The sequence below is a fragment of the Neobacillus driksii genome (assembly GCF_013409995.1).
Lineage (GTDB): Bacteria > Bacillota > Bacilli > Bacillales > Cytobacillaceae > Neobacillus > Neobacillus driksii.
Genome location: NZ_JACCBX010000001.1, coordinates 351,139 through 374,809, shown reverse-complemented (window position 1 = coordinate 374,809; position 23,671 = coordinate 351,139). Strand labels below are relative to the sequence as shown.

The following is a 23,671-nucleotide window of genomic DNA, read 5'->3' as shown; positions in this document are numbered from 1 at the left end:
TTGGTGACAGGCATTATCTTTCGTTATTTTTTTCTGCTTCATTGTTTTCAACAATTTGTTTTATCTCGCCTGTGTCACCTTTTGCATTGATGATTTCGAAGATTTGGTTGAGCCCTTCGCTAGTTTGATCTTTTTCTTTATCCATTGTTTCCTCCATTGGTAAGATTATTTTTAATATCCCCCAATTATTTCAAGGTATGAACGATTTCAATTGCTTTTTCTAAGGAAACACTTTTTAGAGCGCTATTATCTTTTCTTATGGCTGTGCCGAAGTGGTAGTGATTTGTTCCAACCTGTGTATGTACCTGCACGATATTTTCCTTTGTCAGACCGCTGCCAATAAGAATTTCTGTTTTTTTACAAATTTCTTTCATTTTTCTTAGGGTTTCCAAGCGAGTTTCCCAGTCACCGTAACCTCCAGAGGTTAAAATAGTAGTAATCTCTTTATATTGATCCAATTGTTGAGCTGCTTCAATGATTTTATTTGAACTGTCGATGGCGCGGTGAAACGTTACATCCATAGTACCTATATCCGTTAATAACTCTTCAAGGCGTCTGAATTCAACGTCCCCTTTCTGATCTAGCATTCCGAAAACTACTCCATTCGCCCCTAACGACCGAATCATACGAATATCATTCTTCATAATCGCAAAGTCATCGTCTGAATAACAAAAGGATTGACCATGCGGTCTCACCATAACGTTGACAGGAATCGTAACGCTATTAACAACCTTTTCGATTAACCCATAGCTCGGTGTTATACCGCCTTCTGTTAATCCAGATACTAATTCAATTCTGTCAGCACCTGATTTTTCAATTAATAATGCATCCTCTACCGTAACCGCAATAAATTCGATTATCATTATTTATCCCTTCTCCCATAACACGTTTTTTACTATTATTTACTTATTTTACTTAAATAACTTATGAACGTTATTAATTGCTCAACATTTCACAAAGCGTTCAATATATTCAGAAAAATAAGTGATTCTAATCACTAGTAAATTTTTCACAAATTTTTACAATGAAAGTGTAATCAATTTATCTTAAAGGGGTAGAATCAAATGAAAAAGTTCTTGAAGGTTGCAAGTGTTATTGTCACTTCTGTCATGGTTTTTAGTGCTTGTAGTTCTGCCAATGTTTCCGTGGATAAACAGTCAGTAAAAGTAGCAAAAGCTAACACAACCTCACAAGTAATTGAACCTCATAAAAATCTCAACCAAAAACCAATCCCACTCAACATCAAACGTGTCGGTGAACATGAAGTTAATATTGAAATGACCGCACAAATTACCGATATCCAAATTACCAAGGACAATATGTACAAAGCATGGACATTTAACGGTGAAGCTCCAGGACCAGTAATTGTTGTGAATGAAGGAGATACGATTAATTTTACGTTGAAAAACATGGATCCGTCTATCCCTCACAGCATGGACTTTCATGCGGTCCACTCCTCCCCATCACAGGATTTTATAGATATCATGCCCAAAGAAAATGGCAGCTTTACCTATCCGGCTAATAATCCCGGAGTTTTCATGTACCACTGTGGAACAAAGCCTGTATTAGCCCATATCGCCAACGGAATGCATGGCACCATTATTGTTAAGCCAAAAAGCGGATATCCGACTGATGCTGAAATCGATCGTGAATTTGTCATCGTTCAAAATGAATGGTATAAGTACAACGACCTTGAGGACTTTACAAATGGAGTGCCTAGTAATGTGGTCTTTTCAGCCAAAGCTTTAAAAGAAGGCGATTTAAATACAAACGGTACAGTTGGTGCCCTTGTCGACACTCCGTTACCTGCAAAGGTGGGCGAGAAAGTCAGGATATACATTAACAATGTAGGGCCTAATGAAGTGAGCAGCTTCCACGTAGTCGGCACTGTTTTTGACAACGTTTATATAGATGGGAACCCTTTTAACCTAATGAAAGGTTTGCAAACCGTTATGCTTCCAGCAAGCGGTGGGGCTGTGGTTGAATTCACCGTTACAAAAGAAGGCATTTACCCGATTGTGACGCATCAATTTAACCACGCAACCAAAGGAGCCGTTGGAATCTTGAAAGTAACAAAAGAGGGACTGGACGATGGCAGCGAAACCACGTCACATTAAACGATAGACAAGCATCTGAAGGTTGCTTTTTGTTGTGAAAGAGACTTTCTCTCGCAAAAGTTATTAACAATATTGATAGATTGCACAAGGTTATCCACAACTAAAAATATATCAAGTCCTTTAATTCCTATTTACCCACAAATATTAAAAACTTATCCACTTAATTAACAAACTTATTCACAACTGTTAATTACTTACTCACATTTCCTATTAACATATCTACAATCAACCGACAAAAAAGTCTGGGGGCATCCCAGACTTTTTCTATATTCTAGCACCTAATTCTAATGCTTTACTATTATGGTACAAAGATTTCACCTTTAATTCGTATTTAAGTTCGTCACATAAGCAATCATACTGCATCATTTCAATGTGTCGAAACTGAAATAAATGATAATAGTATTTCCCTCTTAAAAACATATTTTTTAGCAACACAAAAATACCTCCTCAATTTATTTACATAAATCGCAGAGCATCGTGTTCGGTAACTGGCTGGCATCGTTCAAAAAAACATTAGCCCCTTTAGTTTTGCGTCACCATTTTTCAATAGTTTTGCCGTTTCGTACGATTTATGTGTTTAATAGAACTATATGATACAACCAGTTAATAAAAAAGAGTCTTAGGTCCTGCTTTGCTTTTATATCCTGAATTTACTATAGGCTGCACAGCCTATTTTTTCAAATTCACATTGTTGGATAGCGAAAGATGTAACATAATGTACTATATTGCCGTCTAATTTTGTTAGAATTAATTCTATATTTAATAAGTAAGGGTGTTTTATCGTGAATAAATATTTTTCAATAATCGGTGGAATCGTCATAACCACTGTACTATTATCTGGCTGTTCGGAAAAAATTCTGAATGCCAAAGGCAATCCTAACCAGTCTGAGGTCCTGTCAGATCCAGATAATAAAAACTCAATTCCAACTGATCAAAAGCAGAAAAATGTCGAAAATACTGAACAACCAGAGCCATCATTGACTGAAGAAAACGTAAAGCCAAAAGAACAAGAGGGTTCGGCCACTCCTGAAAGTATACAAGTTGTTTTTAATCCAGAAAGTATTCCGGTGCTCGTTAATAAACAAAATAAACTGCCAGACAATTATAATCCTACTGATCTTATTTTTACCGATATTCCTTTTGTTTCTGGAGCAAGTAATGAAAAACGCAAAATGCGTAAAGAAGCCGCAGCTGCCGTTAGTCAATTATTTGCTGGTGCTAAAGCAGAAGGTATCTCCCTATTGGGGGTTTCCGCCTATCGATCTCATGCAACGCAAACGACATTGTTTAACTACTATGTAAACCGTGATGGATATGAAAAGGCAAGAACGTATAGTGCATTGCCTGGCACGAGTGAACATGAAACCGGTCTTGCTATTGATGTTACCGGCGGTAATGGAAAATGTGCCGCTGAAGATTGTTTTGGAGGTACCAAAGAGGCAGCTTGGCTGGAACAGCACGCAGCAGAATACGGGTTTATTATTAGATATCCACAGGGAAAAGAATATATTACGGGATATCAATACGAACCTTGGCACCTTCGCTATGTTGGGAAAGAAATTGCAATCGAGATTATGAACAAAGGGATCACGCTTGAAGAATACAATAGTGCAATATAGTTAAAAGCGTCAAGTTCCGTCATTATAGGAACTTGACGCTTTTCTTATTTACCTTTGATTTCTAAGAGTTTCAGTCGCAAATCATTTTCCATATTCGCAAGTTCCTGCTCAGCCAAACGTCGTTTGTGGCGCCCTTCTTCTTGAATGCGCATCGTTTCTTCAAGCGTGGTGATTAAGTTTTCCTGAGTCTTTTTAAGAGTCTCGATATCAACGAGTCCTCGTTCATTTTCTTTTGCTGTTTCAATCGTATTGGTTTTTAGCATTTCAGCATTTTTCAACAACAACTCATTGGTAGTCTGTGATACCTTTTTCTGTGCCTCAACAGCATGGCGCTGACGAATGAGGGTTAGTGCAATCGCTACTTGGTTTTTCCAGAGCGGAATAGCCGTCATGATGGACGATTGTATTTTTTCCACGAGTGCCTGGTTCGTGTTTTGAATGAGACGGATTTGTGGTGCACTTTGAATGGTAATTTCACGACTTAATTTCAAATCGTATAAGCGTTTGTCCAAACGGTCAGCAAACTGAATCATATCGTTTACTTCTTGAACCTTCATTTGATCATTGGTTGCCGCGGCCGCACGTTTCATTTCCGGAATTGTTTTTTGGTGCAGTTCTTCTAGCTTAATTTCTCCTGCCGCAATATAAACATTTAAAGCATGGAAATATTCTTTATTTGTTTCATAAAGCTGTTCCAATAGTTTAATATCCGATAATAACACGTTCTTGCTACGGTCAAGTTTCACACTAATCCGGTCAATTTGTGCACCAGTCTTTTGGTATTTGGACAAAACTTCTTGAAGCGAGTTCGAAATTTTTCCAAACATACGTCCGAAAAAGGATGGCTTCCCATCCTTCAGTTCATCGGGATTCACCTCATCCAGCCGCTTCATTAAATCACTAATGATTTCGCCAACCTCACCGATATCCTTTTTCTGGACATGCTCAAGCATAGTGTGCGAAAAGCTTAAGAGCTTTCCTTGTGCCTGGGTACCATAGGTAATCATCGCCTGGTGATTTCTCGGATCAATTTGTTCAGCAAGCTGATAGGCTTTGGCACGGTTCTCCTCAGGAATAACATCAATTAGTTTTGGAGGCTTGGCTTCTTGAAGCTGTGGTGCTGGCTGTGCTTGTGGTGTTAGTTCTTGATTTTCACCAAATGGATTGGCTAGAATATCATCTAATAAATTTCCAGTTTTATTCAACTGCGGGGAGTTATTTTCGCTCATTTTAGCCTCCTGCTTTCGTCTATGGTTTTAGTATCGTTAAGTTTTTTAATGGAATGTTTAGCAACATCAATTTCAAAATTTAAGGAATCTAAATCGTCTGAAACAATATGATAGAGATCCTCTTCCAAGGCCTTCGTTAGATCTGTTAAGGTTTGACGAGTCTCATATAAAGAAACATCAATTTCATGACTTTTCTTAGGCTGCTGTGATAAAAAGCGGTATTTCTCGGTTAACTCAACCACTGAATCTAAGTGAGAAAAATAAAACTTTTCAGCTTTATAAAAGCGCTTCGGTTCCGTTTGGGTCATGCTTTGAATTTTCCTAGTAATGCGAAGTACATCAAGTCTTTGCTTTATCGTAGGAAGATCTCTTATGGAGAATAATGATTTGTTCAGTTTGTTTATTTTTTGTTTTGCTTCATTTAAATTCTTCTTTATATAACGATATTCTTTTCTAGTGAGCTGATGTTTTTTTAAGAATTTGGATGTCATGACCCCGGATGTTATCTTAGAAACAACAACCGCGCCTGCTAAAGAAATGGCGGATGAAATTAAAAATGTGAGATCGAACGCAAAATAGCTTAAAAACCATACCGTAACCGCAGATGGAACAGTCACAACAAATTGAACTAGAAATGATAAAAATCGGTTCATCCTAATCGACTCCTGACTAAAAAATCCTTTATATTCATACGAATCAACAACAAAAATGTTTCACCCAATGCAAAAATACAAAAAAAGGAAAGATCCCTCTCAATACTTCAACAATACACCATAAAACTCCTGCTTTCCATAGACCACAAACGTAAACAAGACTAAGACCTGAGACGTATTTTTTTGGGTTGGTGAAGTTGTGATGGTGACAATATTGGTGATGTTATTGATGGTGATGTTATTGATGGTGGCAATATTGACGGTGGCATTATTGCTGGTGACAGGCACCATCCGTGGACAGTGTCCACCTCAGGCGGACGGTTAACCTTCTCTTTTCTCTTGTTTTGTGTATTCTAGGCTTTAGTCCACGAGGATTACCCAGTTAGACATAGGATATGAGGGTATCACTTTAAAGTTTTTAAATATATAGATGAGGAGTGCGATGAAACGAATGTATCAACCATTTGGAATGCCCGTTGATTATCGATTTGTACATCAAGGAGGACAGCATGGTGGCGGTCACCATGGCGGTGGACAGCACGGAGGCGGTCATCATGGCGGTGGCCACCATGGCGGTGGTCATCACGGAGGCGGTCATCATGGAGGCGGTCATCATGGCGGTGGCCACCATGGCGGTGGTCATCACGGAGGCGGTCATCATGGAGGCGGTCATCATGGCGGTGGATTTAATTTAGGGAATGTTGGAGCTGGACTACTCGGACTTGGATTAGGATATTTAGGATCCAGTCTAGGTGGCGGATATGGTCCAGGTTATGGTCCTGGGTACGGTTACGGTGGTGGTTATGGTCCAGGTTATGGAGCTGGATATGGCTATCCTGGTGGTTATTCTGGTTATGGCCCGGGAATGGGTGGATATGGCACGGGATATGGCGGCGGATTTGGTCCGGGATATTAACTTTTTTTAATTATGCGTGAAGTTCTTGAGGAAAATTCTCTAGGACCTCATGCTTTTTTATATTTTTAGAAATATATTTACTGTTTTTTTGTTTCGGACGGTGTAAAATGTTTCTCAAAGGAAACATTTCTGTGTTCGCGCATATATAATATTATTCAAAACATTCAAACATAAAAAACATTATTAATAGATAAAGGGAGAAGAGACTATGACAGAGAATTTGCTATTAGCATTTGGGCTAACATTATTTGCTGGCCTTGCAACAGGCATAGGAAGTCTGCTTGCATTCTTCACCTCACATACAAACACAAAATTTCTATCTGTTACCCTTGGGTTTTCCGCCGGTGTGATGATTTATGTGTCAATGGTAGAGATTTTTGTAAAAGCAAAGGTCGCACTTGTTGACTCATTGGGTGTTGTTCCAGGGAACTGGTTAACGGTCGGAGGCTTTTTCGGAGGCATGCTTCTGATTGCTTCAATTGATAAATTTATACCGAAACAATCGAACCCTCATGAATTGAAAACAGTAGAAGATATGAATCAGCCTGGTACTAATGACGGAAAGAAGCCTGACCTTTTAAAAATGGGAACATTTACTGCGCTTGCTATCGGAATTCACAATTTTCCCGAAGGAATTGCAACCTTCACTTCTGCTTTACAGGATCCTGCACTTGGTATTGCCATCGCTGTCGCGATAGCGATCCATAACATCCCAGAGGGCATTGCTGTTTCAGTACCGGTTTACTTTGCGACAGGTGATAAGAAAAAGGCTTTTAAACTATCATTCTTGTCTGGCTTATCTGAACCAATTGGTGCACTGGTTGCATACTTATTCTTAATGCCTTTTTTAAATGATATTATGTTCGGGATTATCTTTGCAGCAGTTGCAGGGATCATGGTATTTATCTCACTTGATGAATTATTACCTGCCGCAAAAAGATATGACGAAACCCACCTTTCGATCTACGGTCTGATTGCCGGAATGGCCGTCATGGCACTTAGCCTTTTACTTTTCATCTAATCACACATTCAAATGTAGAATCGGGAGCCAGCAGAAATGCTGGCTTTTTGCTATTTGGGGATCCTCTGATTGTCCGCCAGAGGTGTGGAAGTGTCCGCCCTGGGTGGAAAGTGTCCACGGGTGGTGACAGGCACCAAATCACTTTATTTTCAGGTACAAAGTTTCAATATTTCAGTAAAGGCATATATTAGATGGAATTTCCAATATTCATGGAAGCGAGTGAATTTATTGATGAAAAGAGCCCTATTTACAATTCCGCTTTGTTTGATACTTATTGGGGTGATTGTTACTTCTTTTGTTCTAATGAGTATTAAACCAAGCTCTTCGAATATTTCTCAAGCTCAAAAGCTTGCAGAATACACGAAGCCAGCGGTTGTTCGGATTCTTGGCTACTCTGTGGTTGGTTGGCAGTTTAACAATCCAAATGACCCTGAAGTGGACGCGATACTAAGTCAGTTAAACTACCAATCTGTTGTGGGTGGCTCCGGATCTGGGGCAATTATTAGTTCAGACGGTTATGTTGTTACCAATGCCCATGTGGTAGAAGCGGCCCAGATGGAAGATGAGGATATTGCCAATGCTGCATTTGACCAGCTTGTTACGATTATAGCTGATTATTTTCAGGTGGATTATGATACAGCGTACGAATATATGCTGACTTATACGCAATACACTGGAATTCAAAAAGTAATTAAAGTTATCTTACCAGGCGGAGATATACTTGACGGGGAAGTTAAAAGCTATGGAGCACCGGTCAATGAAGGGAAAGATGTAGCGGTACTTAAGATTGAAGGAAAAAACCTTCCTACATTAAAGCTTGGGAATTCCGACAATATCCAAAATCAGGGTAATATTTGGGTAAGCGGATACCCAGCAGCAGCCGATTCCGATTTGCTGTCTCCTGATTCTTCTCTCGTATCTTCTATGAACGCTGGTCAAATTTCTGCTATAGATAAGAAAACGGAGCAAGGAAGCCCTGTTATACAAATAAATGCCGCAGCTACACATGGTAATAGCGGTGGACCCGTCATCAATGAAAAAGGGGAAATCATTGGCTTACTCACCTTTAGAGGCGATACTGTTAATGGTCAAGAGGTTCAAGGATTTAACTTCTCAGTTCCGGTTAATACCGTTAAGGAATTCACAAACCAAGCGGGGACAAAGAACACTTCTAGTAATACAGACAAACTTTATATAGAAGGGTTAGAGCTTTATTGGGGCGGTTATTACGATAACGCTCTTGAAAAATTTGAAGCAGTTCAGAGACTGTATCCAAACCATTCCGAAATCAAAAAATTCATCACAAATTCGGAGCAAAGATCTGGTGACAGTAAAACCTTGTGGTCCGACTATAAAACCATTTTTTACATTGTTGATGGCTTTGCAGCATTACTGATCTTACTTCTTTTGATATTCACCTTTGTCGGAAAACGGAATCGACCTGTACCCGTACCTGCAACTGTGGGTGCGCCTCAGGCTCCACCATCCCCGCCAACTATACCAGAAAATACCATTCCAAACCTAAACGGTGATGGAAAAATCGACGTCCAGGACATCATACTCGCACTCCAAGAACAACAAAAGAAACAACAGAAAAAAGACGACGAATAAGTGACGGCTCAGCTACAGATTATGCAAAAATGGATGTATAAATGAAGGAAAATGCATAAATGGTGACAGGCACCCTCTCGAAATAGAACGTATAAAAAGCCATAGGAGATAATATCTATTTATAAATGCTATTTTCGAGGGGGAATGTCTTCTGAGAGGTTTATTACGGCTGATTGGTTTCCTCATTTTTGTTTTAGGAGTTTATCTGATTTTTGCTGAGCAAGTATTTTTTGGGGTACTTTCCATTATATTAGCCTTTTTGATTTTCCCTAATCGAAGTAATAGCAAAGGTCACCACTATAGCTATGACAACGATTATAGCAACGATCATACCTACAGTTCAGACAGTGATTCTGGGGGCAGCGACTCCGGCGGAGGCGGCGGAGATTGATAAAGAAACATCCTCCATCACGAGGATGTTTCTTTATTACCGTAATTAGATTTCACAAAGTATATGTGAATAATTAAGGAATTCTATTATAATGGTAATAAATTCATTTTTTCCAAAAGAGTACCAAGAACCCACAAAGGTTGTGTTACACATGATATGGTTGTATTTTATTATTTCCTATGTAATTGGAAGTATTATGTTTGGCTTTCTTATCACGAAAATCTTCTATCGTAAAGATATCCGGATTCAAGGAAGCGGAAATGTCGGTGCAAGAAATGCCGGCCGCCTTCATGGCAAAACAGCCTTTGTACTCATTTTTCTCGGGGATGCACTAAAAGGTGTCCTGGTTATTTTAGCGGCACGCTACCTGCAATTCTCCGAATCTATTCAACTACTAGGATTAGCATTAGCCATTTTCGGTCACATCAAACCCATCACTCTAAAATTTAAGGGTGGAAAAGGGATATCAACCTTCATAGGCGGGATCATAACCTTTGAACCAATTCTTGTTCCTGTAATTATCCTAGGATTCGGGGTTTTCTACCCTTTTCTGAAAAGCTTTACATTAGCAGGTTTAGGGGCATTTCTTTTTATCCCAGTAGTACTCTTTTTAAAAAATAATGATTGGCTAAGTTGCATTATAGCATTAGGTATCATCGCAATGCTTTACGCAGCACATGCAGAAAATCTCAAGGAAAGGCTGAAACCTAATGAGTAAGCACGAGTTCTTTTTCAAAATCGCAACCACAGCTGATGAATTCGAACAAATTCATCGCTTAAACTATCAAACCTTTTCAGAGGAAATACCGCAGCATGAAAAGAATGAGGAACAAAAATTAGTGGATCCTTTCCATGCTGAAAATACATATATCATTTGTATAAAAGAAAATGAAGTGATTGGGATGACAGCAATTCGTGATAAACGGCCATTTTCACTTGATCGAAAAATTGGACCGGTTGAACTATCACTCTCTTTTCCAGTCAATTCACCATGTGAAGTTAGACTATTATCAGTCAAAAAAGAATATCGAAATGGCCGTGTCTTTTTAGGTCTCGCACAGTTTCTCATAAAATACTGCCTAAAGAAAGGATACGATATTGCTTTCATTTCTGGAACAGTCCGTCAATTAAAGCTCTATGGTCAGTTAGGATTCCAGCCTTTTGCTCAATTAACCGGTACAGACGAAGCACTCTTTCAACCCATGTACTTGACGAAAAAGACCTTTGACGAATCGATTGCTGGCAGAATACTTCCACCGACGATTCCCTTTTTGCCGGGACCTGTTCGAATTTCTGAAAAGGTCATGAATGCCTTAAGCATATCACCGATTTCTCACCGCTCCGATCAATATAAAGAGAAAATAGCTAAAGCAAAGGATATTCTTGCTAAATTAGTTAACAGCAAATATGTTCATATTTTTCTAGGGTCTGGGACACTCGCCAATGATGTAGTGGCAGGACAGCTTTCTTTAGAAACTGGCCGTGGGCTCATTTTAGCCAATGGAGAATTTGGCAGTCGTTTGGTTGAACAAGCCAAACGATTCGGGCTCCAATTTGATGTACTTAATAAAGACTGGGGTCAGGCATTCACCCGTGATGAAATTATTTCGAATATCTCGGACACAACCGGTTGGGTTTGGGCTGTTCACAGTGAAACTTCCTCTGGTATGCTGAATGATCTTGGTTTGTTGAAGGAAATATCGGAACAGCATCAACTTAAGCTTTGCCTTGACTGTATCAGTTCTTTAGGAGTAATCGATGTAGATTTAGATGGTGTATTTTTAGCAACGGGTGTAAGTGGAAAAGCCATACGCGCTCTCACAGGGCTTTCATTCGTTTTCCACCAGCATGAGGTACAGGCGTCATATACACTTCCTCAATATCTCGACCTAGGAACATACATGGCGAAGGACAGCATTCCTTTTTCTCAGTCTTCGAATCTATTAGAGGCTCTTCTAACAGCGCTAGAAGATATTAGTAGAGAAACGTTTGAAAAAGTAGTGGAAACACATTCTTTCTTGAAAAATCAGTTGAAACAATTCGGCTTTACAATCATAAGTGAAGAGAACAGTTCACCCATCATTCTCACGATTGAAATACCAAGTTCCCTTTCTTCTGTTGTCATTGGAGATATCCTCTTCAATCATGGCTACCAGCTTCACTACGAAAGTGACTATCTGCAGCGAAGAAACTGGATTCAAATAGCCTGTATCGACCACTACGATAAAGCAGACCTAGAAAAAATGACCAACCTCTTAAATAGAGTCATAACCTATGAACAAACTGCCAAACAACAATCACTCGTCACCGGTATATAGCATAGAAGAAAAGTCACTGCCAGTAGAGCCTGAGCAGTGACTTTTCTGTATATCAACTGTCCGCCCGAGGTGGACAGTGTCCACGGCCGGTGCCTGTCACCATTGTTGGTGTCCCTACATTTGCTGTCAGTTCTAATGAAGATTTACGGCTTCCCAAATGCTTTGGTCGGTTATGGCAGTTTTCCCTTCTAGGTCTGAAATGGTTCGAGCTAAGCGGATGACTTTTATTTGGGTACGGTTGCTCCAGTCTTTTTTAGGCGAAAGCTGGTGAATTTTTTTCTGCTGTTCTTTTGTTAACGGGCTTGTTTTTTGCAGAATATCATAGCTGACTCTACTATTGCATATTTCTTTTCCATAACGCTCATATTGCCGAATTCTAGCAGCCTCTACCCTACTTTTAACCACGAATGACGATATCTCTTCTTTTGAAATTTCTCTACCAAGGGTAACAGGTTTTATTGTGAGACGAATATCAAATCGATCACGCAGCGGGCCAGAAATTTTATTTTGATAGTTTTGAACCTGACTTGGCGTGCAGGTACAATAATGTGTATTCGAATCTGCATAGCCACATGGACATGGATTCATTGCCGCAAGTAAGATGAATGTTGCAGGATAGGTAAGAATTGCATGTGTACGGCTAATCGTAATTTTGCCACTCTCAAATGGCTGACGTAGCATATCAAGGGTTTTTTCGGAAATTCTGCAATTTCATCAAGGAATAAGACTCCTCGATGTGCTAATGAAATCTCCCTGGGCTTCGGATAGGTCCCACCGCCAATGATGGAGATACCAGATGCAGAGTGATGAGGATTTCGGAATGGAGGGATATTGGTGTTAGGATAGTGGATTCCACTTAATTGGTGGATGGCGATTATTTCAAGTCGTGCTTCTCTTGACAATGGAGGTAGAATCGATGGAAAGCTCTAAGCAAGCATACTTTTTCCACATCCAGGCGGCCCTGTCATCAACACATGGTGTTCCCAGCAGCAGCCACTTCCATTGCCTTTTTCGTATCCCAATGACCAATAACCTGCTGAAAATCTATGTAGTTACTTTGATGTGAATCAATTTTGTCTGTTTTTGGAGTAAAAAGTGCCCCTCCTCTTCCCTCCAAATTCTCAATCACTTCTCTTAGACTAGAAGTATAAATAATTTCAAGTCCTTCAATCTCGAGGATGGGCTGCTTTTCGTCATACGGCATATAAAGCCTTTTTATGCCCAGTTTTTTAGCAGATAAAACCGCTGGAAGCATGCCTTCTACTGGCACTATCGCTCCGTCCAATGACAGAGCACCAATAAATCCATAGTTCTCAGGAATCGAAATCACCATTTCCTTCAGACTCAATAGCACACCAATCGCCATAGGCAGATCAAACATTGGACCACTTTTCTTCTGTTCTGAGGGTGAAAGGTTTATGATGATTCTTTGGCCATTTATGGTATATCCTAATGATCTTAGCGCAGCACTAATGCGTTCCTTTGACTCCTTAACCGCCGCGTCAGGGAGCCCCACAATTCGAATCGAGTCATTCCCCACAAACGTTTTTACTTCCACATTTAAACGATATCCTTCCATACCTTTTAATCCTATACTCGTTACTTTTGCACACATGGATTTTCCTCTTTCCTTTTAATCATTATAACTTTACTGTTATTGAGTAAAAATAAATCGACTTGTGGTGTTTTTATGTATTCTTCATAACGCTTGGACGCGGGGGCGGGAAAAAAAGAAAGCAGATGTTTGGTGTCCACTAGCTGGGTAACCTCCCTATTTACATACGCGTGGTAGCTGCTCCAAGGGTAGTCTTCTAGCGCAACGACTAGTCCACCCTTCAGGGGATTCAGGTGGATATACTTGCTGACATCGAATTCGTAATCCAGCGAATCTAGTAATTCGGCACCATAGCGTTTTTCAAATACATGTCCGGTAAAATCATATTTCTTATTAAAATACTTGGCAAATTTAGTGTTAAGATGACTCATGATAATGGTTGGTGAGGTGTCTGAGGTTTTAATTTGGAGATGAGTGTGATTGGTCATTAAGCAAAAAGCGTGGAGCGTAAAAGGGAATCGCACCATGGTTTCTTGTAAAAAGCTTAGATATTTCATGCGATCTTCATCATCATAAAAAAGAGTAGATTTGCGATTACCTCTACTAGTAATATGATATTTTGCACCTGGAAACCAAGCACGTCGTTTTCGACCCATATCGGTCACTCCTATTCAAATGGAATTTTAGAATAAAATAGATTGGCTGAGAGGCTAAAACAGAGGAAAAGGATAGCAGAGATTCAAATAATAACATTCGACACCCTTCCCCAAACTCCTTTTTCAAAAACGAAATAAAATACTCACACTAACTGTCCACCTCAGGTGGAAAGTGTCCACGGGTGGTGACAGGCACCAAGTATCCTGGCATGATTCCGGCATTTATGATATCCTTAAAGGACTCTAATTACTCCCTACCAAACATAAACCATTCTTTTTATAGTCCCTTCAACTTTCCCTGCACCCAAGACCTTTATACAATTTGCCAAGACTAAAACGGAGGTTTTAATTTGAAAAAAGTATTAATTATTTTATCTACCTGTATGTTATTGCTGCTGGGTGGTTGTTCGTTTCTCAATGACGCACAGGACACGTTAACGTATATTAATGAAGCAACAGACTATTTAGCGGTTGCAACTGATTTTGCCGGCAATGCCCCAGCTCTTGCGCAACAGGCTATTAGTGACCTCCAAGCTGCTGAAGATTTCCAAACCATGCTTCAACAAATGCAACAAACAGCTGAAGCTTTTAATGAACTGCAAGCACCGGATATTGCAGTTGAGCTTCACCAGCAAATTATTGAACAAAACAGTGCTATCGTCAGTGAAATTGAAACCTTCATGAATAGTTTCCAAGACGGACTGCTTGATCCTGCTATTCTTGAAAATACTGAGTTGTTTCAGACCGTTCAAGATATCACCAGTATTATTGATCAGATTCAACAGCTTGGTGGTGAATAAAAGAAAAACAGGCTGATAAAGTTCAGCCTGGTTTTCCTTTTTTATCGTAATTCTTCAAGCGGACTTAGATAAGTTGAATATTGGAATAGTGATAAAACATAGCATTTGTTTTGTATTTTCTACTCATATCGAAGTGCTTGAATGGGATCAAGCTTAGATGCTTTATTCGCTGGAAATACACCAAATACAACGCCAACTAATAAAGAGAATACAAATGATAACAGGATGACAGGTACAGAATATGCAATTGTCGTTCCTGTTGTTAACGTAAATATTTGGGCACTTACTATCCCAATTCCAACTCCTATTATCCCTCCTAATGAACTTAATACCATCGATTCAATGAGGAATTGAAGAAGAATATTTCTACGTTTTGCTCCAATCGCTTTTCTAATACCAATTTCTTTGGTACGTTCTGAAACGGAAACGAGCATAATGTTCATAATACCAATACCACCAACGATAAGAGAAATAGCAGCATTTCCACCAAGCATTAATGTCATTGTTTCATTGACAGATGTTGCTGTTTCCATTAAATCTTCCTGACTGGATACACTATAACTATCAGCATCACCAACAATTGTATACATGGTTTGTTCGATACGACGTGATGTAAAATTAATCATATCTTCATTTTCTACCTTTACATATACTGATCCAATTTCAGTAGTAGAGGCTAAGCGTTGTCCTGTGCTTAGGGGTACAATAATTGTACTGTCTCCGCTTGTTCCTAATGAACTTCCGACAGATTCAAGAACCCCAACAACTTTATATGACGTTCCGTTCACCTTAACAGATTCTCCCACCGGATCATCGAACCCAAATAATGTTTGTGCTGTGTCTGAACCAAGGACCGCTATTTTTGAATGGTTATCATTATCCAAGTCTGCAATGAAACGCCCTGATTGCAACTGTAAATCACGAACATCTAAATAGGAAGAAGTTGTTCCTATCGTTGACACTTGTGCGTTCGTTTGTCCATTTTTCACGGTTACTCTTCCAGAAATAGTCGGAGCAATGGCTTCCACACCACTGACATCCTGAATTTGACTCGCATCATCTTCTTTAAATGTAACATCCGAACCAGTAACACTTACAGTTAATACATTTGTACCCAGACTGCCAATTTGATCTTGCACTTCTTTCGTTGACCCTTGTCCTATCGCAACCATGACAATAACAGAGGATACACCAATAATAATTCCCAGCATCGTCAGGAATGCTCTTACTTTGTTTCCTTTAATGCTTTTCAGTGCCATCCTGATTGTCTGCAAACCATTCACCCCCATTCTCAAATAATTGACCGTCGTGTATACGAACGACACGATTTGCTCGTTTTGCAACGTCTAAATCATGTGTAATGAGAATAATGGTATGCCCCTGCTCATTTAACAAACTCATAGTCTCCAAAATTTCCTTACTTGTTTTCCTATCTAGTGCACCAGTTGGTTCATCTGCTAGTAAAATAGGAGGCTGTCCAGCCAGCGCGCGCGAAATTGCGACACGTTGCTGCTGGCCCCCTGATAATTGAGTAGGCAAATGGTTCGCTCTATCTACCAATCCTACTTTTTTTAACGCCTCTAAAGCAATTTCTCTTCGTTCCGCCGCTTTCATTCCGCGATAAATGAGAGGAAGCTCTACATTTTCAACCGCTGTTAGCTTTGGAATGAGATTGAAGTTTTGAAAAATAAACCCAATTTTTTCATTTCGAATCGTCGCAAGTTGTGAGCTCTTCATTTTCCCTACTTCTTCATGATCTAACATGTATTCACCTGAATCCGGTCGATCTAAGCATCCAATCATGTTCATAAATGTTGACTTCCCGGAACCAGATGGACCTATGATAGAGATAAAATCACCTTTTTGAATATCAAGGGAAATATCTTGAAGAGCCATTACCGTTTCGCCGCCAAGTTCATACATTTTCTTCATGTTTTTAATTTGAATAATCGGCTCAGTCATAGTCATCATTAGTTCCCTCCTTGTCCGCCGCCTGATGGAGCTTGGCCACCTGATGGAGCTTGGCCACCTGTTGGAGCTCCAACTCCACTTCTTCCTCCTGAGTTTTCACCACGAAAGTTACCACCTGGGAAGTCGCCACCTGGCATCATCATTCCACCTTGAGAAGAATTACCACTAGATTGTTCTCTCGGTATTTGAACAGAATCTCCTTCTGCTAACCCACTTGTAATTTCTACAAACGTATCATTTGAAATACCCGTTTCAACGGTTACCTTTTTTGTTGATTGTGTTGAATCATCTGATGACGCAGGTACTTGTACATATTTTTCGGCTCCACTTGTATACACCGCTTCTACTGGAACGTATATCGCATCCTCTTTACTCTCTATTGAAATACTTGCCTCTGTTGACATACCAATTTTTAAGTTCTTGGGATCTATGATTTGTACGGTTACGTCAAATGTAGAAACTCCATTTGTTGATGTTCCTACCGCTGCTACTTTCGTTACACTCCCTTCAAAGGTTTCATCTTCAAAGGCACTTGCTGTTATTTTTACCGCCTGTCCTACTGCTACTTTTGTAGCATCTAATTCATCAACACTAATCGTTGTTTGCAATGTGCTGTAATTTGTTATGTGCGCAACTATCGCTGAACTTTGCACAGAATCTCCGCTTGCAACAGAAAGACTTGTGATTGTTCCTGCAACTGGGGCCTGTAAGATACTTCCATCTGTAAAAGTTACAAGTGTTGCACCTGCTTCTACAACATCTCCTTCTTTCACACTAACAGTATCGGCTGTTAAGCTGCTTCCACCCGTACTTCCGCCGCTCGAGCTATCTGTACTAACATTACTGTCACCTCTTGTTACAGGTGCTACGACTTCATCTTCATCTTCCATACGAAGAAGGATTGTTCCTTGTGAAGCTCCACTGCCGCTATTCACATTAACGGACGTGATTTCTCCATCATTTGGAGCTGTAACAACATCACCATTTATAAACGTTACTAGTGTGTCACCTTTATCTACTGTATCTCCAGCTGCTACACTAACACTATCTACAACAAGAATTGTATTTGCTGCCGTTACATCTTGATCTGTAATCGCTGTGACTGACCCCGAACCACTAACGGCTACCTCTAATTTCCCTTTTTGTGCTGTTGTTGTTTGTGCTGCTGCCTCAACACTTTGAGTTTGATCCGTATTACCTAATAAAAACCATGCACTCCCTCCACCTATTACAACAATAATCGCTGAAATAATAATCCACTTTTTCAAATTTCTCTTCCTCTCTATTATTGAGTTTGATCCGATTGATCTTGACCCGGCTGGAATTGATTACTACCCGGTGCCATCTGACCGCCGCCTCTTGGGTTCATTTCTGAAAAATCAGGGCTTGTACTTTGGTTATAAGCTAAATACCCCACTCCAATTGCTGCGCACGTACTTATTGTCAAATTTAAAATGAGTAAAATTTTTATTAGACTTGGATTGGTTTTCTCCATACTTTATTCCTCCTTGTTTCATGTTGATAGGCTTATTATGGATTCGGTTCCTTAAACTTTCCTTAAAAAAGTCATATTCTCTAGCAAGTCTGGAAGTATTTTTACCTTTGCAATACGCAAGATGAAACTCTTTAATTAGTTCCCAACGTTTTATTCCTGCGATTCTTGAATGGTATATTCCTCCTTCCTGCTCTAATATCAAGCCCTTAAAAACTTTGTCTAGGTGTATACATTGTCCATTCCACATCGCCTATCATAGGTCTACAATATGTCAGGAATATGTCAGTCTCATTTTTTTAACAATTGACTTCTTAGGTTAATAGAATGTTCCTTTTCCTTTCATAATTTGTTCATATTTATCCCGTACCCTTGATTTAGAATAGTGCCTCTCTCTCTTCTAAAAGAAATATAGGAGGTATATTGATGATAAAAATAATAAAGCTTATCTTGGTTGGGGTTTTAGTAATAACCGGTTTTGTCATTTTTTCGAATAGCAGGGAAACAATATCATCGAAAATAGAGGTTAATACAGCTGTGGTAGAAGAAAAGATTCTATCAGAACAAACCAATGTTTCAGAGGATCATAAAATCGCAGAGGAAATGCAGCTTGACGTACCCTTGCTTAATCAAATGGATTCCCCACGGCTTTATAATGGTTGTGAAGTGACCAGCCTAGCGATGATTCTCAATTATAAAGGGATTTCTGTTACGAAAAATCAACTAGCTCAGGAGATTACTAGAGTTCCATTGCAATATAGTAATGGTGAAAATGGGAATCCAAACACGGGATTCGTGGGGAATATGGAGGATGGACCGGGTTTAGGCGTTTACCATGAACCTATTTTTGAATTAGCGCAAAACTATTTGAATGCAGCCGACTTAACCAATACGTCGTTTGACCAATTAATAGAAGAAGTTGCAAACGGAAATCCCGTTTGGGTGATCACAACTTCCACCTTTGCACCTGTTTCTGCATTTGAAACATGGCAGACACCAGAAGGAACCGTAGACATTACCTATAACATGCACAGCGTCGTAATCACCGGTTATGATTCTACGAATATTTACATTAACAATCCTTATGGTACAAAAAATCAAAAAGTAGACCGGGAAAGCTTTATCCAGGCGTGGGAACAAATGGGGAAACAAGCCGTTGTTCTTTATTAAAAATGGGGTGTCGTTCAAGACACCCCTTTTATAGTTCACGATTATAAAATTGTAAGTAACCTAGTTTCCATGAGATAAATGCGCTGAGTATGACGGCGCTAATCATGAGAATGAAAAACAGCCAGTCGATACGAGACACAGTAATTTCACGGTAGAATATCCGATTTTTTTCGCCGGTAAAGCCTTTTGATTCCATTGCCAGTGCAGTTCTCTCTGCTTTGCGAATCGCTCCGGCAAGAAGTGGAATCACGTATCGCTTCAGCTGTTGCACTTTCTCCGGTATGGTTTTTGCCCGTGCTACACCTCGTACTCGATGCGCATTTTGCAAGGTTTGAAACTCTTCCTTGATTACAGGTAGGAAGAGGTATCCGGCCATAATTCCATATGCGAGCTTTGGCGGCAGCTTACACTGCTGCATTAAACTTAGAAGGAAATCAGTTGGCTTTGTCGTTAACGTAAACATAATCGATAACGTGGCAAAGCTCAACACTCGGAGTCCAAGTGACACTCCTCTTTGAAAGCCTTCAGCTGTCAGCGTCAAAAACCCCCATTGCCATAGGACTGTATCCCCTTCTTGCAGCCGTGGAAAAAGCATGGTGGTCCAGACATAAATCAAAGCGATAAATAAAAATGGTGCGAATAACAAAAGCCATTTCTTAAAAGAAACCCGTCCGAATAGAAAAGTCAACGTCAAGGACCAGAGAATGGTCACTAGCGGTGTAATGGGATCAAAAAATAATGATAAGATCAGGATAGAAATGACGATAGCAAATGCTTTTATACTTGGATTCACCTCATGTAGCGACATGAATCTCTCTCCTTACGATTTCATTTTGCAGCTGTTTTCTAAAAGGCAATTTTAATCTTGCCCGGTTAACCACTTCATGTTTTTCCCACAAGCTCTCAGGTGTCCCGGTGAAAATTATCTCTCCTTTATCTAACACATGAACAGTATCAGCATATTGGTCGACAAGTTCCATATCATGGGTAATCATAAAAACTGCGCCATTTTTTTCATCAAGGACTCTCATAATTTCATAGGCAGTGTTCGCATCCTGGCCAAATGTCGGTTCATCAAGGATAAGCAGGTCCTGTTCATGAACCAGCATGGTTGCTACACTCAAACGACGCTTCTGCCCTTGACTTAGTGAAAAAGGATGGGCACCTGCATGTTTTTCCAGTCCCATTTTTTCAAGAAGTGCTGTAACTCTCGATTTGTCTTCCATGCCAAAGGTAATCTCCTCATAAACACTATCCGTAATAAATTGATGTTCAGGATTTTGAAAAACATAGCCTAATGCCTGAAATAAATCTTTCTCCCTCCATTTGGAAAGTGGAAGTCCTTTAAAATGAATCTCACCTTGCGTAAGAGGATATAATCCGGCTAAACATTTTGAAAGAGTTGTCTTGCCTGAACCATTTGCGCCGACAAGTGCTGTCAGTTCTCCTTGTTGAATACGTAGATTTATATTTTTCAAATAACCACGAGCAGAAATGCTGTTTACTTCCAGAATGGAATCCTTTTTGGTAATAGTCTTGATTTCTTTTTTAAAAAAAGCAGCTGTATTCTCCAGCCCTGAAAGGAGTTCATCATTACACAGCGGAAGTCTCTCCCCTTTAAACAAGCCAGCACTCTTCGCCGTCATTCCCACTTCAACTACCTTTGGCAGCCAAATTCCTTCCTTTTGCAGGTAAGGAGCAAATTCTCCAAAACATTGTTCAGGACTGCCATCGAAAAGAATTCCGCCGCTAGAATCCAGGACTAGACAACGATCAATCAACTCGATCCAATCATTAAGCTTATGTTCAATGACGATCAGCGTAAACGGATGCTCTTTATTTAAACGAGCAATCGTCTCCACCAGCTCTGTGCTAGACAGCGGGTCAAGGTTTGCTGTCGGCTCATCGAGGATGATAACCTCAGGCTGGAGAGCCAAGACACATGCAAGCGCAAGCTTCTGCTTTTGACCTCCAGACATGGTATGGATTGTCGTCCTTTTTTCAGCCAGCAAGCCTACCATTTCAAGTGCAGTATTAATCTTAGCTTCCATTTGCGACCGTGGTACATGGAAATTCTCCAGGCCAAACGCAACCTCTTCCTCAACCGTCAGCATGCAGAATTGGCTTTCGGGATCTTGAAAAACAATCCCGATTTTTTGGTTGAGTTCACCGGGTTTAAAATCATCCAGAGTTTGACCCTCAAAAGTAAGGCTCCCTTTCAATTCACCATCAACTGCTTCTGGATATAACTTGTTGAGGCAGTAGGCAAGCGTGCTTTTTCCAGAACCGCTCGGACCTAATAATAAGACAGATTGATTTTTTTCAATTGAAAAGGTTAGGCCGGTAAATATATTGCTATCTTCATAGCTGAATCCCAGTCCGTTTGCCTTAATCTGAGGTTCAAACGGTGACATTTCGCTTATGTTCCTTTCCTAATGGAAAACTGTTTAAGGCTCCTGTTTTTGCAAGACCTTCACTTAAATATTTGCCAAGTAACCCTGCCAGCAATGCTCCACTTAGTACCCGAACAAAGAACATCGCTGTTACATAACCCGGTGAAAGGGCAGCAAACCCGGAAACAAAAAAGCCCCAAGCAAAGCTAAAAACGGACGAACCCATCCCCGCGGCCATTAGAACCCAGGTGGAATAATTCTTCCACTTTGTGGCAGCAAAGACCGCTTCTGCACCTAAACCTTGAATCATTCCAGAGATGATTAATTGTGGTCCAACGGCATTACCTAACATAACCTCAACGGCAGCAGCGACTGTTTCTGAGAGAAAGGCCGCTCCTGGCTTGCGGATAATATAAGCGGCAATAATCGAGACAATAAACCAAATTCCAAAAATAATATCATAGCCAATCAAGCCGAACAGGCCGAAAAGGACATTACCTAACTGAAGAAACAGTAGATAGACTACTGCAAAAACCACGGCAAGTACCGATAAAACAATGATTTCTCGGAGCTTCCATTTTGCGAGCATTTATTTGTCCCCCTTTTTCGAAGGGCTGTTGGCAGACATCGCAACAGTCATGACAATATGAGTTGAGTCGCTATCGTGGGCACCTTTAAAGGCATCCTCCAGCGTTTTGAACACTTTGTTTGCATCGCCGTCTAGTCTCGAAGCATAGTGAACACCTTTTGTAAAAGTTCCCTGATCTTGGGCAAGTTTACACTGGTCCATGATCACGTTCATATATGTAGGAATTCCCATTGGGTATAGGGCAAATTGGACTGCTACATCCTGTTTGATTTGCAGTGATTTTTCCTCATTTAGTCGATCAGAGTTTTCTGACAGGTAGACATCACCAGCTGAATCTCCCGGACAGCCGTTTGAAAACGTAGCCTGCAGGACAACATGATCACCGTTTTTGGACGACTCTAGAAAAATAGCTTTCACGACATCGAATACATGTTCAGAACGGCCTCTAACACATGTGCTGACATCATCGGTTTCCATCCATACCTTTGAAGTATTCACTTTCTCTAAAGCTGATAGAATAATATCTACAAACCTATCAGACATCGGATAAATCGAAAAACGCGCCCCTGTAATTTCACTTGTACCGCAAAAATTAGTCATCGTACATTCCCCCATTTTGGATTTTTGGCAACAAAAAAACTGCATCCCATGGGGGAATGCAGTCGAATCCTATCAACGTTGACTTCACGATAATCTTCTCCTGCACTTCCCCACGCTAGTATTATCTAGATCGGGTCATAAGGGTCGGACAACGTCCTCTCAGCCAAAAAGCTCCCCTAGTGCAAAAACCATATGCGATTTTCATTGTTGCCTTAATAGTAAGATAAATTTTCCAGCTTGTAAAGAGAGTTGTTTGATTGGTGTTTAATTGGTGTTTAATTGGTGTTTAATTGGTGCCTGTCACCGCTCGTGGACACTGTCCATCTCAGGCGGACATTCATGTACTTTTTTGAATAATATGGTAGTAAGTACCTTATGTAGATTGGGGGTAGATAGATGGGGCTCTGGGATTTTTTTGCGGGTAAGTGCGCATTTTGTAAGAGGAGGGTTAGACCTTTACGAAGTTATTTCGATGATCAGGGGAAGGTGATTAAGGTTTGCTCGCATTGTTCTGAGTATGCTGAGCGCAGGGCATTTAGGAAAAGAACTTGATTTTAGTTCTTATAAAAA

26 protein-coding genes, 1 pseudogene and 2 riboswitches are annotated in these 23,671 nt (G+C 40.1%); of the genes and pseudogenes, 10 read left to right on the top strand and 17 right to left on the bottom strand.

Annotated elements, in window-relative coordinates; all coding sequences use genetic code 11:
- Nucleotides 1-13: 13 nt before the first annotated feature.
- Both F4694_RS31965 and F4694_RS01640 read right to left on the bottom strand, forming a co-directional pair.
- Nucleotides 14-145, bottom strand: coding sequence for a hypothetical protein (locus tag F4694_RS31965; protein WP_257029078.1), 132 nt, complete (start codon nt 143-145; stop codon nt 14-16).
- A 40-nt stretch (nt 146-185) separates the two neighbouring features.
- Entirely contained in the window at nt 186-863 is a 678-nt protein-coding gene (locus tag F4694_RS01640) for a copper homeostasis protein CutC (protein ID WP_179595153.1), read from the bottom strand.
- A gap of 201 nt (nt 864-1,064) precedes the next feature.
- Between F4694_RS01640 and F4694_RS01635 the strand changes: the two genes are divergently transcribed.
- Together F4694_RS01635 and F4694_RS01630 are read left to right on the top strand one after the other, a co-directional pair.
- Nucleotides 1,065-2,117, top strand: coding sequence for a multicopper oxidase domain-containing protein (locus tag F4694_RS01635; protein ID WP_179595152.1), 1,053 nt, complete (start codon nt 1,065-1,067; stop codon nt 2,115-2,117).
- Nucleotides 2,118-2,597: 480 nt separating this feature from the next.
- A riboswitch (cyclic di-GMP riboswitch) is annotated at nt 2,598-2,684 on the bottom strand.
- A 212-nt stretch (nt 2,685-2,896) separates the two neighbouring features.
- Nucleotides 2,897-3,736 (top strand): M15 family metallopeptidase, encoded by an 840-nt coding sequence (locus F4694_RS01630; protein WP_374757400.1) that lies wholly within the window; start codon nt 2,897-2,899, stop codon nt 3,734-3,736.
- A 44-nt stretch (nt 3,737-3,780) separates the two neighbouring features.
- Here the strand turns inward: F4694_RS01630 and F4694_RS01625 are convergent, their stop codons facing one another.
- The 3 genes from F4694_RS01625 to F4694_RS01615 form a co-directional block, all read right to left on the bottom strand.
- A complete protein-coding gene (locus F4694_RS01625) occupies nt 3,781-4,965 on the bottom strand; it encodes a toxic anion resistance protein (RefSeq protein ID WP_179595150.1) in 1,185 nt (394 codons plus the stop codon).
- Nucleotides 4,962-5,618, bottom strand: coding sequence for a 5-bromo-4-chloroindolyl phosphate hydrolysis family protein (locus F4694_RS01620; RefSeq protein ID WP_179595149.1), 657 nt, complete (start codon nt 5,616-5,618; stop codon nt 4,962-4,964). Before F4694_RS01620 ends, F4694_RS01625 begins: the two co-directional genes overlap by 4 nt.
- Before the next feature lie 99 nt (nt 5,619-5,717).
- On the bottom strand, nt 5,718-5,909 hold the full coding sequence (locus tag F4694_RS01615; protein ID WP_179595148.1) for a hypothetical protein: 192 nt from the start codon (nt 5,907-5,909) through the stop codon (nt 5,718-5,720).
- A 151-nt stretch (nt 5,910-6,060) separates the two neighbouring features.
- On the opposite strand from F4694_RS01615, the gene F4694_RS01610 reads away from it, so the two are divergent.
- The 6 genes from F4694_RS01610 (at nt 6,061) to F4694_RS01590 (ending at nt 11,875) form a co-directional block, all read left to right on the top strand.
- A complete protein-coding gene (locus F4694_RS01610) occupies nt 6,061-6,534 on the top strand; it encodes a hypothetical protein (RefSeq protein WP_179595147.1) in 474 nt (157 codons plus the stop codon).
- Between the two features lie 208 nt (nt 6,535-6,742).
- Nucleotides 6,743-7,555 carry a zinc transporter ZupT gene (gene zupT / locus F4694_RS01605; protein WP_179595146.1) on the top strand — a complete coding sequence of 271 codons (813 nt, stop codon included), beginning with the start codon at nt 6,743-6,745 and terminating at the stop codon, nt 7,553-7,555.
- A gap of 303 nt (nt 7,556-7,858) precedes the next feature.
- Nucleotides 7,859-9,166 (top strand): S1C family serine protease, encoded by a 1,308-nt coding sequence (locus F4694_RS01600; RefSeq protein WP_257029077.1) that lies wholly within the window; start codon nt 7,859-7,861, stop codon nt 9,164-9,166.
- Nucleotides 9,167-9,471: 305 nt separating this feature from the next.
- On the top strand, nt 9,472-9,606 hold the full coding sequence (locus F4694_RS31960) for a hypothetical protein (protein ID WP_257029076.1): 135 nt from the start codon (nt 9,472-9,474) through the stop codon (nt 9,604-9,606).
- Between the two features lie 102 nt (nt 9,607-9,708).
- Entirely contained in the window at nt 9,709-10,275 is a 567-nt protein-coding gene (locus F4694_RS01595; RefSeq protein ID WP_179595144.1) for a glycerol-3-phosphate acyltransferase, read from the top strand.
- Complete coding sequence (locus tag F4694_RS01590; protein WP_179595143.1) at nt 10,268-11,875, top strand: aminotransferase class V-fold PLP-dependent enzyme; 1,608 nt, start codon at nt 10,268-10,270, stop codon at nt 11,873-11,875. Before F4694_RS01595 ends, F4694_RS01590 begins: the two co-directional genes overlap by 8 nt.
- Before the next feature lie 132 nt (nt 11,876-12,007).
- On the opposite strand, the gene F4694_RS32600 is transcribed toward F4694_RS01590, so the two are convergent.
- From F4694_RS32600 to F4694_RS01580, 4 genes and pseudogenes are all read right to left on the bottom strand, one after another.
- Nucleotides 12,008-12,280 (bottom strand): magnesium chelatase subunit ChlI family protein, encoded by a 273-nt coding sequence (locus tag F4694_RS32600; protein WP_308806260.1) that lies wholly within the window; start codon nt 12,278-12,280, stop codon nt 12,008-12,010.
- A 99-nt stretch (nt 12,281-12,379) separates the two neighbouring features.
- Nucleotides 12,380-12,798, bottom strand: a pseudogene (locus F4694_RS32595) (ATP-binding protein); the annotation flags it as partial.
- A 44-nt stretch (nt 12,799-12,842) separates the two neighbouring features.
- Entirely contained in the window at nt 12,843-13,490 is a 648-nt protein-coding gene (locus F4694_RS32590) for a magnesium chelatase domain-containing protein (RefSeq protein WP_306458355.1), read from the bottom strand.
- A complete protein-coding gene (locus F4694_RS01580; protein ID WP_257029075.1) occupies nt 13,475-14,086 on the bottom strand; it encodes a transposase in 612 nt (203 codons plus the stop codon). The genes F4694_RS32590 and F4694_RS01580 overlap by 16 nt, the downstream gene beginning before the upstream one ends.
- Before the next feature lie 350 nt (nt 14,087-14,436).
- Here F4694_RS01580 and F4694_RS01575 point away from each other — a divergent pair, with 350 nt between their 5' ends.
- Nucleotides 14,437-14,886: a DUF6376 family protein gene (locus tag F4694_RS01575; RefSeq protein ID WP_179595142.1), complete on the top strand. Its 450-nt coding sequence runs from the start codon at nt 14,437-14,439 to the stop codon at nt 14,884-14,886.
- Nucleotides 14,887-15,005: 119 nt separating this feature from the next.
- Here F4694_RS01575 and F4694_RS01570 read toward each other — a convergent pair whose 3' ends face one another.
- The 4 genes from F4694_RS01570 to F4694_RS01555 are packed head-to-tail and all read right to left on the bottom strand — an operon-like array spanning nt 15,006 to nt 18,352.
- Nucleotides 15,006-16,145 (bottom strand): ABC transporter permease, encoded by a 1,140-nt coding sequence (locus F4694_RS01570; RefSeq protein ID WP_179595459.1) that lies wholly within the window; start codon nt 16,143-16,145, stop codon nt 15,006-15,008.
- Nucleotides 16,126-16,848, bottom strand: a complete 723-nt coding sequence (locus F4694_RS01565; RefSeq protein ID WP_218895497.1) for an ABC transporter ATP-binding protein — start codon at nt 16,846-16,848, stop codon at nt 16,126-16,128. The genes F4694_RS01570 and F4694_RS01565 overlap by 20 nt, the downstream gene beginning before the upstream one ends.
- Before the next feature lie 8 nt (nt 16,849-16,856).
- Complete coding sequence (locus F4694_RS01560) at nt 16,857-18,125, bottom strand: efflux RND transporter periplasmic adaptor subunit (protein ID WP_179595141.1); 1,269 nt, start codon at nt 18,123-18,125, stop codon at nt 16,857-16,859.
- A 17-nt stretch (nt 18,126-18,142) separates the two neighbouring features.
- A complete protein-coding gene (locus tag F4694_RS01555) occupies nt 18,143-18,352 on the bottom strand; it encodes a hypothetical protein (RefSeq protein ID WP_179595140.1) in 210 nt (69 codons plus the stop codon).
- A gap of 423 nt (nt 18,353-18,775) precedes the next feature.
- Between F4694_RS01555 and F4694_RS01550 the strand changes: the two genes are divergently transcribed.
- Nucleotides 18,776-19,519 (top strand): C39 family peptidase, encoded by a 744-nt coding sequence (locus F4694_RS01550; RefSeq protein ID WP_179595139.1) that lies wholly within the window; start codon nt 18,776-18,778, stop codon nt 19,517-19,519.
- Nucleotides 19,520-19,547: 28 nt separating this feature from the next.
- Here the strand turns inward: F4694_RS01550 and F4694_RS01545 are convergent, their stop codons facing one another.
- From F4694_RS01545 to F4694_RS01530, 4 genes are read right to left on the bottom strand one after another with little or no spacing between them, the layout of a single operon-like run.
- Entirely contained in the window at nt 19,548-20,327 is a 780-nt protein-coding gene (locus tag F4694_RS01545; protein WP_179595138.1) for an energy-coupling factor transporter transmembrane component T family protein, read from the bottom strand.
- A complete protein-coding gene (locus F4694_RS01540) occupies nt 20,314-21,933 on the bottom strand; it encodes an ABC transporter ATP-binding protein (protein WP_179595137.1) in 1,620 nt (539 codons plus the stop codon). The genes F4694_RS01545 and F4694_RS01540 overlap by 14 nt, the downstream gene beginning before the upstream one ends.
- Nucleotides 21,920-22,501 (bottom strand): ECF transporter S component, encoded by a 582-nt coding sequence (locus tag F4694_RS01535; RefSeq protein ID WP_179595136.1) that lies wholly within the window; start codon nt 22,499-22,501, stop codon nt 21,920-21,922. The genes F4694_RS01540 and F4694_RS01535 overlap by 14 nt, the downstream gene beginning before the upstream one ends.
- Nucleotides 22,502-23,101: a YkoF family thiamine/hydroxymethylpyrimidine-binding protein gene (locus tag F4694_RS01530; protein WP_179595135.1), complete on the bottom strand. Its 600-nt coding sequence runs from the start codon at nt 23,099-23,101 to the stop codon at nt 22,502-22,504.
- Between the two features lie 90 nt (nt 23,102-23,191).
- Nucleotides 23,192-23,289, bottom strand: a riboswitch (TPP riboswitch).
- Nucleotides 23,290-23,671 lie beyond the last annotated feature (382 nt).